Raw genomic sequence first — 14,531 nt, 5'->3', positions numbered from 1 at the left:
TGGATGATGAAGCTTTTGATCAGCATTAAAGATCACGTTATTAAATTTAATGATTTTCTCAAAAAAATGGAACAGATGCCTCTACGCCGCTTTCACGGCGACTTTTACGAGGAAGAAGAAGATAAAAAACCAGCGAAACGTGCACCACGAAAAAACAATGTCAGCGTTGAAGATCTTCGTCCCCAACGCCCGACGGACGAATCTAATAATTAGAGACTTCGATTAAATTTTGATCGGGATCTCTAAAATAGACCGAGCGAATCTTACCCAGAGCTCCCGTACGTTCAACAGGCCCCTCCGTAATTTCCACTTTGCATTCCTTGAGCCACTTCATAACTTCCTCCAACGGTTTCTCAGAAATCAGGCAAATATCCATGGCGCCCGTTGTTGGGTGCAACGCTTTTGGTTCAAACTCCTTACCTTTTTGATGGAGGTTGATTTTCTGTTTTCCAAAAACCAAAGCCCTGCGCCCCTGCCCGAATGATTCTTCTTTCATTCCCAGAACTCGAGTATAGAACTCGACCGTCTTATCGATATCAGCCACTGTGAAAACAATGTGATCAACTCTTTGAATGAGATCTTTCATCTCCAGAAGCCCTTTTTAGTATAATTTCCCTAAGTCGCTTCGGTTGAAACCTTTCAACTCGGAAGAGCGACCTGCTTTAATTTTTTGAACCCAATCAGGATCAGCCAGAAGAGCGCGTCCCACAGCGATCAAATCAAACTCACCCTTATCAAAACGTTTTACCACGTCTTCAAGGCCACGAGCTTCAGAACCTTCTCCACGGAATGCAGCAGTGAATTCACCAGATAGCCCCACGGAACCAACCGAGATCGTCGCTTTGCCCGTGATCTTTTTTGCCCACCCCGCAAAATTCAAATCAGAACCTTCGAATTCGGGCTCCCAGAAACGACGTTGCGAGCAGTGGAAAATATCAACACCTGCATCTGCTAAAGGCTGTAGCCACTCTTCCATCTCGCGTGGAGTTTTTGCCAATTTAAAATTATAATCGTCGGGTTTCCATTGCGATAAGCGTAAGATCACGGGATAGTCCTCACCGACAGCCTTACGAACCGCTTTCACTGTTTCTACGGCAAAACGTGCACGCTCTTTTAAAGAATGTCCACCGTAACCATCCGTGCGGGTGTTCGTGACTTGCCACATAAATTGATCGATCAAATATCCATGGGCTCCATGAATTTCAACGGCATCAAAACCAAGACGTTTTGAATCTTTCGCCGCTTGTGCAAAAGCATCAATAGTTGCTTCAATGTCCGCTATTGTCATCGCGACACCATTCACTTTACCGGAGCCTGTTCTATTAGAAGGTCCTTCAAATGGTTTTGCCGGAGTCCAACCGTGGCGACCATTCGGCTGAACGCCCATGTGCCAAATCTGCGGAGCCATCGCACCACCGGACTGATGAACTTGCTCGATCACATACTTCCAGCCGTGTAAAGCGGCCTCCCCATAAAAATGCGGAATATCTTTTTCATTCGAAGAAGCCACGCGATTGATCACAGTACCTTCCGAAAGAATCAATCCCACTTCACCTTGAGCCCGACGCTTGTAATAAGCCGCCACCTCAGAGGTTGGAATACCATTTGGTGAAAAGACTCTTGTCATCGGAGCCATAACAAAACGGTTTCTTAGTTTTAAAGTTTTTAATTCGAAAGGTTTAAACAGACTGTTCGCATCACTCACAGGAAGACCTCCGTGAAAAGTTAATGCTGCCATTCTGATCCTGAAAAAGCCATCGGCCAAGCTTTGACCTCGCGAGTTGGACCTTTCGCGTTCGAGCTTTATTATGGGCCCAAAAGTGTGTAACCTTGAGATATGAAATTCACTCTGCAAAATGTCTTGCTATTTTTATTTCTGGGTTTAGGTTTGGCGGCACAAGCTGCAGGAAAAAACGAATTGAGTATCGCTTTAAATGCAGAGTTCGATACCATCAATCCGATCGTCAACACCATGATGACAGGCACCATGGTTGATGACGCCGTCTTACGCCCCATGGTGATGTTGACTCCGGAAGGTCATCCAAAACCTGTCCTTATCAAAGAAATCCCTTCGTTAGAAAATAAAAAAGCCACCTTCATTCAAGATGCCCAAGGAAAGCATCTTAAAACTGAATTTGAATTTCTTCCTGAAGCACACTGGGGTGACGGCACACCCGTGACATGTAACGACTTGAAAGCGGCGTGGAGAATCGGCAGCGATCCGATGGTGGCAACCCCTAATCGCGATGATTATAAAAATATTCAGAGCATCACGGTGGATAGTAAAAACCCCAAGAAATGTACGTTGATTTTTAAAAAACCGTTTTATGATTTCTATTTAAACTTACCTCGTCCCTTGCCTGCTCATCTCGAACTTCCCGTTTTAGAGGCTAACAAAAATAAAGCCCAAGGATACGAACACAATTCCCTCTACGTCACAGATGTTCGCAACGTGGGACTTTACAACGGACCTTATCGTGTCAGCGAAATTAAATTTGGCAGTCACATCATTCTCGTCCCAAATGAAACGTTTTATGGTGAAAAACCTTACTTTAAGAAAATCATCTTCCGCTTCATTTTAAATTCGACAGCTATGGAGGCGAATCTTCTCAGCGGCAACGTTCAGATGATTTCTTCTTCCGGATTGAGTTTTGATCAGGCCTTGGCTTTTGAAAAAAAAGTGAAGGCGCAGAATCTTCCCTATGAAGTTCAGTTCGTCCCTGGCGTCATGTACTCTCACATTGACGTCAATTTAGATGATCCTATTTTAAGCGATAAGAAAGTTCGGCAGGCTTTAGCCTATTCCTTCAATCGTGATGATTTAGTGAAGGCCTTCTTTGATAACCGCCAACCTCCGGCTTATCATTTCTCTACAAAATTTGACGATTGGTTCACAGACAACCCCAAAGACATCACGATCTATACCTTCAGCCGCCATAAGGCCGAGAAACTTTTAGATGAGGCCGGATGGAAAATGAATGCCGATGGCTATCGTCGAAAGGACGGTAAGAAATTAACTCTGACACTTTCAGGAGTCACCGATACAAAGCTTAATGAAATGCTTGCCGTGTATCTGCAAAATCAATGGAAACAAGTCGGCGTTGAACTTCAAATCAGAAACTATCCCGCGCGGGTTTTCTTTTCAGATATCCTTCGTCATCGTCAATTTCAGTTGGCGCTGTTGACCTGGGTGAACCCGCCAAACATTGTAGATTACAATAGTCTTCACTCATCAATGATTCCTTCAGCAACTAATGGCTGGGCTGGCCATAATCGCTCAGGCTGGAAGAATGCTGAGGTTGATAAATGGATTTCACAAGCTCAACAAGAATTTGATACAAACAAACGCGTTGAGCTTATGCACAAAGTCCTTAAGCAATACACGGAAGATCTTCCCTCACTGCCCGCTTATTATCGCTCGAACAATTGCGTGATTCCCAAGGGTCTTAAGGGTTATCAGATGTCGGGACATAACTATACAGAATTTCTACAAGTGGAAAAGTGGCATTACTGATTCAACTATATCACAAGATCCACAATCGCACGAATTCCGTTAGCTCCTCCCATAGCAGAGACAAGACTGCGAATGGCGTTGATATTTCTTCCGCCTTGTCCGATAACTCGGGCCTTGCTACCAACCGGCATCTCGATCGAGTATACTGTCGTGTGCTCCCCGACGATATATTTCACATTGATAATACCGTCACAATGAGACATCTCACGAAGAAGCAATTGTAAAATTGCTGCGATGCGATCTCTTAATTCAGGACTTTCAAAACTCTCTACAGATTTTAATGACTCTTCACTCATATGATCAGTGTCACTTTCAGACATTATCATACGCAACCATTTGTCGGACTTCTTGCTATCAAAGCGCTCCGTGAAGATCGCCCAGATTTTATTCTGAGCTTTATAACTAATTATCCCACTGGACTTCAAATGTTCCGTTTTTACAGAAGATACCAGCAAGCGCGGACTCGCTGGCTTCTCCAACATCAACTACGCTATTAATATTAATAGTGTCATTAGCGCTTTGCACTTGAGTCGTTACCTGCACCACTGGCGTTTTATATCTTACAATAAAGCCTAAAGCATTCACGCTGCAGGAAATCTTATTTCCTTTGTTCGTGACCGAAGATTTCATCGAGACGCCGTCATTCAATTTCAAATTATAAGTCGCATAATTGTTATTGGTTTTTCCCTCCACAACACCCGCCGCGATCTGCACATTTCCTTGCTGAACCATGACGTCGCTGCCATTGGCCGGAACCATAATTTGAACGTCATTTGGAACACTCATATATACAGACTTTGAAAGAGGCGTAGATAGCATTGTGCCATACAAAATTGTTCCCGCCTGATTGGTCATTCCGCCCACTGATAAGCAGTAACCAGAAGCTGCCTGACAGTCATCAGCATGCGCTTGATTCATCTGTACGAACTGCAAAAGACCCATTGATACCAGCGTTCCCAAAACGAGCTTCTTCATAAACTTTTCCTTTTTCATTTATTTCGCGAGTTGAACTCTCAGGGATTCAGCAAGAGACATACCCGATTAACAAATGTGTATTTCTTCTTGAGAAGGGCCACCGAGAAAAAAAGATAAGGATGTATAAATAGTGATCACCGCGGAGGAGAGGCCGGAGACTCATTCACCGGCTCCTGAAAAGACCAGCGGGTCAGCCCATAAATAATGCCGCTGGAAAGAAAAGAGGCCGTTTCAACGCTGCCCTTAAGAGCCCGAATCATTGGAATTAAAAGCAGAAAGAAAAATGAAAAAAGCAGACTTGCGGCAAGAACTCGCTTCCACCCTAAATTAGATTTATCAGTCATCCCCACAAGGCTTGATCCTAAGAAAGCGGCCTGCATCATCGTATTGAATGGATGATGAATTGGCCACGTCAATCCTATAAAAAGCAAGGTCGCAAGACATGCCGCCCGTACAGTTGTAAAACCTAGATAGTGGATCATGAGAAAGGTGCCGACGGCTCCGACGGCACCGGAAGCAACAATCAGAAAGTAGTCAAAAATCACAACCACCTCCTGGCACCGTAGGCCAGAACTCCCGAAATCAAAGCGATGATTCCAATTCGCAGTCCCATATTCACAAAAAACATTCTTAAGAAGAAATAAATCCCCACACCGCAAAGTGAAATCCATAAAATTTGCTCTGGGTCGAATTGCACAACACGAAATCCCACAGCAAGCAAAGCTCCCCCAAGTACACTTGCATGCACGTGGCTTTTTTCAATTTTTCTAGATTCAGGCAGCAAGGTTCCAATAAATCCTGTCAGCGCCGCCGATGTGATGGCAGTCAACTCCCATCGAGCTTGTAGAAAAAAACATAGATAACATCCACCTAGTAAAAAGAAAAACTTCAACAAAAGAATTTCGAGATGCTTCCACGTCATCGTAACAAACCTCTGGTTTTTAATTTACCATTACCGACGAGCCTCACAGAAGCGGCCAGCTCAAATAACAAGGTTTGTACTCAGGACCGAAATCTCGAAAATGAATTCATTCTTATTTCTCATCATGCGACAGAGGTGTGGGTTTATGCTTACAAACTTGCAACCATGTTAAGTTCCCGTAAAACCATACCGAAATTTAAATCATACTTAAGCTACAGGGTGAATCATGGATATATTTAAAACTCTCAAGGCTCGTTTATTATTAATTTGCGGGATTCTTTCCTTGGCTTTAATAATTGTCGGAGCCACGGGGTACGTCACTCTCAAATTTGTTTCCGAATATTACAACCACGTGACAACAATTAATCTTCCAAACGCAAGCTCTCTCCAGGATATGTCTGCAGCAACCGGCGTCGCGACACCACAGATGGTGAGAATGGGATACACAGACTTAAGTGCGCAGGAAATTGATCACTTAGTCAAAAAATATTCGGCAGCAGTAGATATGTACAACAAGGCAGATAAGATCTATCAAGATGTTCCATTCGTTGAGGGCGAAAGCAAGCTCTATGACGAAGTTGCCAAGAACTGGAAAGATGCCAACGTTGCCGCTGCAAAAATTATTGAATCTCGACGAGTCGGCGATATAAAAACAGCCCGCGATTTGCTCGACGGCGCCTATCGCATTGCCTATGATGCTCATGGAAAAGCTTTGGGCGTTTTAATGGACTTTCAAGACAGCCAGGCGAAACTCTGGGGAAAGAAAGCTCAAGATACAAAAACTCAGGCTCAGCAATATTTAATTGTGATTTCGGTCTTAGGTTTTCTATTGGGTGCGGTGGCCGCCTATGCCCTTGCCTCCAGATTGCAAACAGATTTACGCTTGATCGCTGACTCCGTGGAAGAATCAAAAGACAGCGTTGAACAAGCCAGCGAACAGTTAAGCGCTGCAAGCCAACAGCTTGCCAATAGCTCGACTGAAGCTGCGGCATCTCTTGAGGAAACGGTCGCCTCGATCGAGGAATTATCTAGCATGGTCAGGGTCAACTCGACCAATGCTGAGCAAGCAAGCTCATTATCAAGAAAAAGCGAAGAGACGGCTTTGAAAGGCAATCAAGAGATTTCGCAATTGATCTCGGCCATGTCAGATATTAACTCTTCTTCAAAAAAAATTCGCGAGATCACGAACGTCATCGATGACATCGCATTTCAAACCAATTTGCTAGCTTTGAATGCCGCCGTTGAAGCTGCCCGCGCCGGGGAGCAAGGAAAAGGCTTCTCCGTCGTAGCTGAAGCCGTGCGGAGTCTTGCACAACGGTCCGCTCAAGCCGCTAAAGAAATTTCGGGACTCATCACCGACTCCGTTGAAAAAGTCGAAAAGGGAGCCGAGATTGCCGATCGCAGTGGCGAATCTTTAAAAGAGATCGTTCAATCTGTAAAAGTTGTGTCAACCTTAAATGCGGAGATTTCTACGGCCTCAACCGAACAATCTACGGGCATCGCACAAATCTCAACTTCAATGAATCAACTCGATCAAGCGACTCAAGTCAACGCAGCGTCTGCGGAAGAAGCGGCGGCCTCCTCTGAAATGCTCTTGAAACAGGCACGCAATTTGAGTGACCAAGTGCAAAACCTCAAGGCCATCGTGGGTTAAATCCCGATTCATCTTTGTAAAGTAGTTGCATTTTGCAACGAAGCCTACAAGGATGCTACCTATGTCGACGCAAGAGATGAAACAAGAAAACAGCTGGATGAATCTGATCTTTAATATCATTCTTCCAGTTTTGATCCTGAATAAATTAACAAAGTACCTTGGCCCTTTGAATGCCCTGCTCTTGGCTTTGGCGTTCCCACTCTGTTATGGCATTTACGATCTTATCAAACGTAAAAAAGTGAATGCATTTTCGGCATTAGGTTTGATCAACGTGAGCGTGACAGGGGGTTTGGCTCTTTTGGGTATCCACGGTTTTTGGTTCGCCGTAAAAGAGGCCGCCTTCCCGACTCTTGTGGGTCTCTTCGTTTTTGGATCCGCATTTTCCAAAAAACCGTTTATTGAATCTATTTTCTTAAATCCTGGCGTGATGAAGGTAGATTTGCTGGAAGAAAAACTGAAGCTCCATGACAAGCAAGGCGAATTCCATCAACATTTAAGAAAAGCTACTATGTGGCTATCCCTATCGTTTGTATTCAGCGCCATTTGCAATTTTTTACTAGCTCGTCATATCTTCACAAACATCAACGCCGATTTAACAAGTGAAGCAAAATCCATTTTACTCAACGAGCAAATCGCAAAAATGACAACATGGTCCATGACCATCATTATGGTTCCATCCATTTTATTCCTCTTGGGAATCTTTTGGTACCTAATGCGCGGAGTAAAAGAATACAGCGGTCTCACAACCGACGACCTCATGAAGGAATAACCGACTTAGAATTCTCCAGAGCCTTCTTCATTGAATGGCATTGGTGGCGGTGGAGGTGCTGTAAAATCACCGGAACCGTTATCAAATCCGCCGCCAAACGTATCATTACCAAAACCTGGCGGTGGCGGAGGAGGTGGTGGTGGCACATCACCGAAATCTTCTGGCAAATTCGGAGCCGGCACATAGCCGCCACTGCTTCCTGAACCACCGAAATCGTCAAATGTTGGCGGAGGTGGGAAACCGGTGTTGCTGCCAGAGCTTGAGCCACCGCCGAAACGGCCCCCTCCGACACTTCCCACTTTTGTTTTAGCTCCAAAGATGGCACGTTTTCGATAATCATAACGCGGACGTAACTCATCAAGCCCCAATTCATGGGCCTCTGTCGGAAGATGCTTCTGCTCCCGATCCACTTGCTCTTTGTGACTTTGCGCCAGATAGTCGCGACGATTTTTATCGTACTCGTCAGCTAACTTTTTCTTGTCCGCCGCATCAGCCCTAAATTCTGGGCCGTCGTCAGTCATTTCTTTTTCTTTTTTGGATTTTTTAAAGCCATCAAGTTCGCGCTGACGCTGATTTTCCCACTGCTCGGCTTCTTCGAGATAGGCACGTTCCCCTTGGGTTCTGGCTTTATCAAACTGAGAGTCCTCACTTTGATGCTCAGCGAAACCACGCAGGCGCTCTTCTTCTGCGCCCGCAGCGAAACTTCGCTGAGCCAGCGTAGAGAGCAATAGAAGAAATATGAGTTTTCTAGGAAGAATCATCCAGGCTCAGTCTAACAGGAGTGAGTATTTTTTTTGAGCAAACAAAAAAGATGCTCGACCTTTGGCTAATTCCTGAATACTTTAATCCCCTGTTTCACCCTCAGGAGTCGTATGGACGCAATGCAAAGCATCGGAGTTTTCGCAGCAGAAACATTCCTCATCCTTTTTGCCATCATCGTGGTGATCCTTGTGATCGCGATGATCGCCGCAAAAGCTGCAGGTCAAAAATCTGAAATCGAAGTGGAACTCTTGCACAAGAAATACAAGAACTTCCGCAATCTTCTTAAAGCTCACACTTTGACAAAAACTGAGCGCAAAGAAATGAAGAAAAAGCTGAAAGCCGAACACAAAGAAAATGAAGGCAAGTCTCGCACTCAAGAGAAAAAAATCTTTGTCATCGATTTCGAGGGCGACGTAAAGGCGTCTGCTGTTGAAAATTTGCGTGAAGAGATCACGGCGGTTCTAACGTCTGCAACCCCACAGGATGAAGTGGTGGTGCGCATTGAAAGCCCTGGCGGCGTGGTTCATGGTTATGGACTTGCGGCAGCTCAATTAATTCGTCTTCGTGATAAAAGTATTCCTTTAACTGTTTGCGTGGATAAAGTTGCAGCCAGCGGCGGTTACATGATGTCTGTGACAGCTAACAAAATCATGTCTGCCCCATTTGCGATCGTGGGCTCTATTGGTGTCGTGGCTCAAGTTCCAAATCTTCACCGCATCTTGAAAAAACACGACGTGGATGTGAAAGAATACACAGCCGGCGAATACAAACGCACCGTGAGCTTGCTGGGTGAAATCACTCCAAAAGGCGAAGAGAAATTTAAACAACAACTTGAAGAAACCCACGTATTGTTCAAAACATTCGTACAAAAATTCCGCCCTCACTTAAATCTAGAGCAAGTGGCAACGGGTGAATACTGGTACGGCGAACAAGCGATCGCTTTGGGCTTGGTGGATGAAATTCGCACAAGCGACGATTACTTGATGTCTTTGGCGGAGAAACATCAAATTATTAAAGTAACTTATCAACAACACGAAAGCATCAGTGACAAACTGACTGGCATCATCGGAAAGGCCATTAAAAAAGGAACTCTTTCCATCGTCGAGGACCTTGAAACTCGACGCTTTCTTTAATTGAAGGAATTTAAGAAGTGCAAAATCTTGTTGAAGTAAAGAATCTTGAAACAACCTTCAATACGAAGGCTGGACCTTTCAAAGCTGTGAACAACATCAGCTACGAAATCGAAAAAGGTAAAACTTTGGGTATCGTAGGTGAATCCGGCTGTGGAAAGTCAGTGACGTCTTATTCCTTGATGCGTTTGATTCAATCTCCAGGTCAAGTGACTGGCGGCCAAGTTCTATTGAACGGCCGTGATCTTTTGAAATTGAATGAATCACAAATGGAAGATGTTCGCGGTGGCGAAATGGCCATGATCTTCCAAGAGCCTATGACAGCTCTCAACCCTGTTTTGACCATCGGATTCCAGATGGACGAACAGATTATGAAACACAAAAAATGTTCTCAGAAGGAATCTAAAGAGCGCGCCATCGAAATGTTGCGCTTGGTAGGTATTCCTTCTCCAGAAGAGCGATACAACTCGTACCCTCACCAACTTTCGGGCGGTATGAGACAACGTGCGATGATCGCCATGGCTTTGTCTTGCGATCCTAAATTCCTGATTGCTGACGAACCAACAACAGCTTTGGACGTAACAATCCAAGCTCAGATCTTGGAGCTCATCCAAAATTTGCAAGAAAAGTTCAACATGACTGTGCAGTTTATTACTCATGACTTAGGCGTGATCTCTGAGATCTCGGACCGCGTGATGGTGATGTACGGCGGTCAAACTTGCGAACAAGCAGAGACTCAAGATCTTTTCTTGAATCCTCATCACCCGTACACAGCGGCTTTGATCGCGTCTCGCCCTAAATTTGGTGAGCGTGTGAAACGTCTGGCGACGATCGAAGGCAGCGTTCCTGCTCCTCACGAACTGCCAAAAGGTTGTCCGTTTGTGAATCGTTGCCCTCGCGCAGTGGCTGAGTGTCCTGCAGTTAAACCACAACTTCTTGAAGTTTCTCCGGGCCACAAAGTGGCTTGCTTCAACCCACTATAAAGGATGAATGAGATGAACGAAATCATTCTTGAAGCAAAGAATATTAAAAAGCACTTCCCTATTAAAAAAGGTCTTTTCATGCGCCAAGTAGCAAGCGTGAAGGCCGTTGACGATGTCTCTTTGACGGTTCGCAAAGGCGAGACCCTTGGTCTTGTGGGCGAGTCTGGTTGCGGCAAATCAACATTGGGTCGCACTTTGATTCGTCTTTATGAACCCACATCTGGCGAGATCGCATTCGACGGTCAAGATTTCCTTAAACTAAAAGGTGAATCTTTGCGTTTGAAACGCAAGAACATGCAGATGATCTTCCAAGATCCTTATGCTTCTTTGGATCCGCGCATGACTGTAGGTCAAGCCATTCGTCAACCTATGGACATTCACAATGTCGGTACTTCTGCCGAGCGTACAGCTCGTGTTTTAGAACTGATCGAACTTGTGGGGCTTCGTAAGTCTGCGGTAAACCGTTACCCTCATGAATTTTCTGGCGGTCAACGTCAACGCATCAGCATTGCTCGCGCGATTGCTTTGAATCCAGAGTTGATTATCTGTGATGAGCCCGTGAGCGCTTTGGACGTTTCTATCCAAGCTCAGATCCTCAACTTGCTTGAAGATCTTCAAGAAAAGTTGGGTCTTACCTATATTTTTATTTCTCATGACCTTTCTGTGATTGAGCATGTTTGTGATCGTATCGCTGTGATGTACTTGGGCAAAATCGTTGAAGTCGCAAGTCGCGATGAACTTTTCGCGAACCCACAACATCCGTACACACAAGCTTTGATCGGTGCAATCCCTCGCGTAGGTGCCGGCAAAAAGAAAATGAAGAAATCATTGGGCGGCGAAGTTCCAAGTCCAATCAACCCACCGTCTGGTTGTTCGTTCCATACACGTTGTCCTTATAAAATGGATATCTGCGTATCGAAAACACCGGTGCTTGAAGGCACTGACTCGCACAAAAAAGCGTGCTGGTTGGAAAAAGCACCAAGTATGAAAGCGGAATAATTTTAAGAATCAACAAGGAGTATATGATGTTGAATACATTTGCGAAGGGATTGCTTGCAGTAGTGGCTCTAGGCCTCGGCACTCAAGCCATCGCTGCACCGACGAATGCTGAACTTAAAATCGGTATTTCTCAAGAATTCGAGACAATGAATCCATTGATCATGACAATGTCTGCATCTGCATACATGTATCGTATGGTGGGTCGTTCTCTTGTGAATCTAACTGCGGATGGCAAGTGGGTTCCGCAATTGGCAAAAGACATTCCGTCTATTGAAAAAGGCACTGCTAAAATCGTTGACCATGGCGGCAAAAAGAAAATCGTTGCGACTTGGGAAATCATCGACGGCGCTAAATGGGGCGACGGCAAACCTTTGATCTGCCAAGATTTCATCACAGCTCACGATATCGCTATCGCACCAACAGTGACTGTCGGTGAAAAAGAAAGCTGGACGCAAGTTGAAAAGATCGAAGTCGACCCAAAAAATCCTAAAAAATGTACTTTCACTTACGACAAAGCAAAGTGGGATTTCTACCAACTTGCTCAGTTTTTCCCAGTGCCAACTCACTTGGAAAAAGCAATCTTTGATAAATACGGTAAACAAAAAGAAGGTTACGAGAAAAACTCTAACTATGTTCGCAATCCGACAAACCCGGGTCTTTACAATGGACCTTACGTGATCAGCGAAGTTAAACTGAGCTCTCACGTAGCGTTTGCTCCGAACAAATTCTTCTATGGCAAACAACCAAATATCAAAAAGATCATCGTAAAATTGATTCCAAATACTGGAACAATGGAAGCGAATCTTCGTTCTGGCACAATTGATATGATTTCTGTCCTTGGTTTGGATTTCGACCAAGCTCTTGCTTTCGATAAAAAAGTAAAAGCAGAAGGTCTTCCTTACGAAACAGTTTTCGTTCCTTCTGTGACTTACGAACACATCGACCTGAATTTGGACAATCCAATTCTGAAAGATGTGCGTGTTCGCAAAGCTCTTCTTTTGTCTATCAATCGCGAAGACCTTGTAAAAGCTCTTTTCGAAGGAAAACAAGAAGTGGCAATCCACTTCCTTTCTCCTAAAGATGCTTGGTTCACAAAAGATCCTAAAGTGATCACTTTGTACCCTTACTCTAAACGTAATGCTGGAAAACTTTTGGATGAAGCTGGCTGGAAAATGGGTGCGGATGGTTATCGTTCTAAAGATGGCAAACGTTTGTCATTGGTATTCCAAACAACTGCGGGCAACAAAACTCGTGAGCTAGTTCAGGTTTATCTGCAAAACCAATGGAAACAAGCCGGTATCGAAGTGAATATCAAAAACGAGCCTGCTCGTGTGTTCTTCGGTGATACTATGACTCATCGTAAATTCGGTGCGCTGGCATTGTTTGCGTGGGTTTCTAGCCCAGAGAACAGCCCCCGCTCGAACGTTTCATCAAAAGCTATTCCAACACAAAAGAACAGCTGGTCTGGCCAAAACTTCATGGGTTGGTCAAATGCAAATGTCGACAAAGCACTTGATGCGTTGGATCTTGAGTTCAATGCAAAAAAACGTGCCGAAGACGTAGCGACTATTTTGAAATACTACACTGAAGACGTGCCAGTATTGCCATTGTACTTCCGCTCTGACATCTCTGTAGTTCCTAAAGGAATGAAAAACTACAGAATGACAGGTCACCAATTCTACGAAACAAACAACGTAGAGGACTGGAGCCTGTAGGCGGGTCTGCACTCCTGCTTTGCAGGAGTAAGAAAGTCTAATCTCGGCTTCGGCCGAGATACTTTGACGGCTTCAGCGAAAGCTGGAGCCATTGTTTGAATTGATTCTGTATTTTTGAATGAGGTTACCGTGACTACATTTATCGCCCGCCGCATTTTGCAAACTCTCGCTGTGATAGTTGTTCTATCATTCGTGGTCTTTTACATGATGAGCTTAATGCCCGGAGATCCGGTGGACATGATGGTCGCCTCAAACCCTAAGATCACCTCTGAAGACGTGGCTCGTTTGAAAGCTCTTTACGGTTTAGATCAGCCGATCTACAAACGCTACGGAAGCTGGATGGGATCGTTGCTAACCGGAGACCTTGGTTACAGCCGTACTTACCGTGTTCCTGTTCAAGAACTTCTTGGCCCACGCCTTTGGAATACGTTCATTCTTTCTTTCTTATCTTTGGTAATCTCTATTATCATCGCTGTTCCCTTGGGAGTCCTGTCTGCTCTCAAGCCAGGTAGTAAGATAGACACCACCGTCAGCCTCCTGTCCTTCGCGGGGATTTCGATTCCTTCGTTCTGGCTGGCCATCGTTTTGATTATTATTTTTGCTGTTAAATTCCCTTTCCTTCCAGCTGGTGGGACACAAACAATTGATGTGGGCGACATGGGCTTCTGGGCTGACACTTGGGATCGTATGAAATACCTCGTCCTTCCTGTAGCTTCTTTGTCCATTCAACAGATTGGTCGTTTTTCACGATTCACTCGCTCAGCCATGGCCGAGGCAATGCGCCACGATTTCATTCGCACAGCACGCGCCAAAGGTCTTTCAACTCAAACAGTGATCTGGCAACACGGCTTTAGAAATGCATTGATCCCACTGATCACAATCTTGGCTGTGAGCATTTCAAGTTTGTTCTCGGGCGCTCTTTTGACCGAGACTGTGTTCGCTTACCAAGGCGTCGGTAAACTTGTTTATGACTCTATTATTGGTAACGACTACAACGTGGCGATGATTGCACTTGTCATCTCTGTTACCAGCGTTTTGATTATGAACTTAGTCGCAGATATCTCTTACGGATTCGCAGATCCGCGAATTGCATATAAGTAGGTCGCCC

16 protein-coding genes are annotated in these 14,531 nt (G+C 44.8%); 9 read left to right on the top strand and 7 right to left on the bottom strand.

The window, feature by feature from the left end; all coding sequences use genetic code 11:
• The first annotated feature begins 3 nt into the window (after positions 1–3).
• Positions 4–213 (top strand): hypothetical protein, encoded by a 210-nt coding sequence (locus tag VF412_RS05130; RefSeq protein WP_331338138.1) that lies wholly within the window; start codon positions 4–6, stop codon positions 211–213.
• On the opposite strand, the gene VF412_RS05125 is transcribed toward VF412_RS05130, so the two are convergent.
• Positions 203–586, bottom strand: a complete 384-nt coding sequence (locus VF412_RS05125) for a VOC family protein (protein ID WP_331338137.1) — start codon at positions 584–586, stop codon at positions 203–205. The genes VF412_RS05130 and VF412_RS05125 overlap by 11 nt on opposite strands.
• Positions 587–601: 15 nt before the next feature.
• Positions 602–1,738 carry an NADH:flavin oxidoreductase gene (locus VF412_RS05120; RefSeq protein WP_331338136.1) on the bottom strand — a complete coding sequence of 379 codons (1,137 nt, stop codon included), beginning with the start codon at positions 1,736–1,738 and terminating at the stop codon, positions 602–604.
• Between the two features lie 99 nt (positions 1,739–1,837).
• On the opposite strand from VF412_RS05120, the gene VF412_RS05115 reads away from it, so the two are divergent.
• The gene (locus tag VF412_RS05115; RefSeq protein WP_331338135.1) at positions 1,838–3,514 is read left to right on the top strand and encodes a peptide ABC transporter substrate-binding protein; all 1,677 of its coding nucleotides are present in this window, start codon (positions 1,838–1,840) and stop codon (positions 3,512–3,514) included.
• A gap of 5 nt (positions 3,515–3,519) precedes the next feature.
• Here the strand turns inward: VF412_RS05115 and VF412_RS05110 are convergent, their stop codons facing one another.
• From VF412_RS05110 to VF412_RS05095, 4 genes are all read right to left on the bottom strand, one after another.
• Positions 3,520–3,810 (bottom strand): KH domain-containing protein, encoded by a 291-nt coding sequence (locus tag VF412_RS05110; protein WP_331338134.1) that lies wholly within the window; start codon positions 3,808–3,810, stop codon positions 3,520–3,522.
• A gap of 106 nt (positions 3,811–3,916) precedes the next feature.
• Complete coding sequence (locus tag VF412_RS05105; protein WP_331338133.1) at positions 3,917–4,489, bottom strand: hypothetical protein; 573 nt, start codon at positions 4,487–4,489, stop codon at positions 3,917–3,919.
• A gap of 134 nt (positions 4,490–4,623) precedes the next feature.
• Positions 4,624–5,034: a hypothetical protein gene (locus VF412_RS05100; protein ID WP_331338132.1), complete on the bottom strand. Its 411-nt coding sequence runs from the start codon at positions 5,032–5,034 to the stop codon at positions 4,624–4,626.
• Entirely contained in the window at positions 5,031–5,411 is a 381-nt protein-coding gene (locus VF412_RS05095; protein ID WP_331338131.1) for a hypothetical protein, read from the bottom strand. The genes VF412_RS05100 and VF412_RS05095 overlap by 4 nt, the downstream gene beginning before the upstream one ends.
• Positions 5,412–5,637: 226 nt before the next feature.
• On the opposite strand from VF412_RS05095, the gene VF412_RS05090 reads away from it, so the two are divergent.
• Positions 5,638–7,065 carry a methyl-accepting chemotaxis protein gene (locus VF412_RS05090; RefSeq protein ID WP_331338130.1) on the top strand — a complete coding sequence of 476 codons (1,428 nt, stop codon included), beginning with the start codon at positions 5,638–5,640 and terminating at the stop codon, positions 7,063–7,065.
• 61 nt (positions 7,066–7,126) lie between these two features.
• Positions 7,127–7,834: a VC0807 family protein gene (locus tag VF412_RS05085; RefSeq protein WP_331338129.1), complete on the top strand. Its 708-nt coding sequence runs from the start codon at positions 7,127–7,129 to the stop codon at positions 7,832–7,834.
• Positions 7,835–7,839: 5 nt separating this feature from the next.
• On the opposite strand, the gene VF412_RS05080 is transcribed toward VF412_RS05085, so the two are convergent.
• Entirely contained in the window at positions 7,840–8,562 is a 723-nt protein-coding gene (locus VF412_RS05080; RefSeq protein ID WP_331338128.1) for a hypothetical protein, read from the bottom strand.
• 144 nt (positions 8,563–8,706) lie between these two features.
• Here VF412_RS05080 and sohB point away from each other — a divergent pair, with 144 nt between their 5' ends.
• The 5 genes from sohB to VF412_RS05055 all read left to right on the top strand — a co-directional run bounded on the left by sohB (position 8,707) and on the right by VF412_RS05055 (position 14,524).
• Positions 8,707–9,729 (top strand): protease SohB, encoded by a 1,023-nt coding sequence (sohB, locus tag VF412_RS05075; RefSeq protein ID WP_331338127.1) that lies wholly within the window; start codon positions 8,707–8,709, stop codon positions 9,727–9,729.
• 17 nt (positions 9,730–9,746) lie between these two features.
• Entirely contained in the window at positions 9,747–10,709 is a 963-nt protein-coding gene (locus tag VF412_RS05070; RefSeq protein WP_331338126.1) for an ABC transporter ATP-binding protein, read from the top strand.
• A 12-nt stretch (positions 10,710–10,721) separates the two neighbouring features.
• Positions 10,722–11,708 carry a dipeptide ABC transporter ATP-binding protein gene (locus VF412_RS05065; RefSeq protein ID WP_331338125.1) on the top strand — a complete coding sequence of 329 codons (987 nt, stop codon included), beginning with the start codon at positions 10,722–10,724 and terminating at the stop codon, positions 11,706–11,708.
• A 23-nt stretch (positions 11,709–11,731) separates the two neighbouring features.
• Positions 11,732–13,423: a peptide ABC transporter substrate-binding protein gene (locus tag VF412_RS05060; RefSeq protein ID WP_331338124.1), complete on the top strand. Its 1,692-nt coding sequence runs from the start codon at positions 11,732–11,734 to the stop codon at positions 13,421–13,423.
• Positions 13,424–13,552: 129 nt separating this feature from the next.
• Positions 13,553–14,524, top strand: coding sequence for an ABC transporter permease (locus VF412_RS05055; protein ID WP_331338123.1), 972 nt, complete (start codon positions 13,553–13,555; stop codon positions 14,522–14,524).
• Positions 14,525–14,531: the final 7 nt, after the last annotated feature.

The sequence above is a fragment of the Bdellovibrio sp. genome (assembly GCF_036384735.1).
GTDB lineage: Bacteria > Bdellovibrionota > Bdellovibrionia > Bdellovibrionales > Bdellovibrionaceae > Bdellovibrio.
Note: the sequence above shows the minus strand (reverse complement) of the source record. Positions and strands in the feature narration are given on the sequence as shown.

Bases quoted from the DNA above. Each gene is read 5' to 3' on its own strand.
- VF412_RS05130 (WP_331338138.1), top strand. From the start codon at position 4: ATGATGAAGCTTTTGATCAGCATTAAAGATCACGTTATTAAATTTAAT.
- VF412_RS05125 (WP_331338137.1), bottom strand. From the start codon at position 586: ATGAAAGATCTCATTCAAAGAGTTGATCACATTGTTTTCACAGTGGCT.
- VF412_RS05120 (WP_331338136.1), bottom strand. From the start codon at position 1,738: ATGGCAGCATTAACTTTTCACGGAGGTCTTCCTGTGAGTGATGCGAAC.
- VF412_RS05105 (WP_331338133.1), bottom strand. From the start codon at position 4,489: ATGAAGAAGCTCGTTTTGGGAACGCTGGTATCAATGGGTCTTTTGCAG.
- VF412_RS05095 (WP_331338131.1), bottom strand. From the start codon at position 5,411: ATGACGTGGAAGCATCTCGAAATTCTTTTGTTGAAGTTTTTCTTTTTA.
- sohB (WP_331338127.1), top strand. From the start codon at position 8,707: ATGGACGCAATGCAAAGCATCGGAGTTTTCGCAGCAGAAACATTCCTC.
- VF412_RS05115 (WP_331338135.1), top strand. From the start codon at position 1,838: ATGAAATTCACTCTGCAAAATGTCTTGCTATTTTTATTTCTGGGTTTA.
- VF412_RS05110 (WP_331338134.1), bottom strand. From the start codon at position 3,810: ATGAGTGAAGAGTCATTAAAATCTGTAGAGAGTTTTGAAAGTCCTGAA.
- VF412_RS05060 (WP_331338124.1), top strand. From the start codon at position 11,732: ATGATGTTGAATACATTTGCGAAGGGATTGCTTGCAGTAGTGGCTCTA.
- VF412_RS05090 (WP_331338130.1), top strand. From the start codon at position 5,638: ATGGATATATTTAAAACTCTCAAGGCTCGTTTATTATTAATTTGCGGG.
- VF412_RS05065 (WP_331338125.1), top strand. From the start codon at position 10,722: ATGAACGAAATCATTCTTGAAGCAAAGAATATTAAAAAGCACTTCCCT.
- VF412_RS05085 (WP_331338129.1), top strand. From the start codon at position 7,127: ATGTCGACGCAAGAGATGAAACAAGAAAACAGCTGGATGAATCTGATC.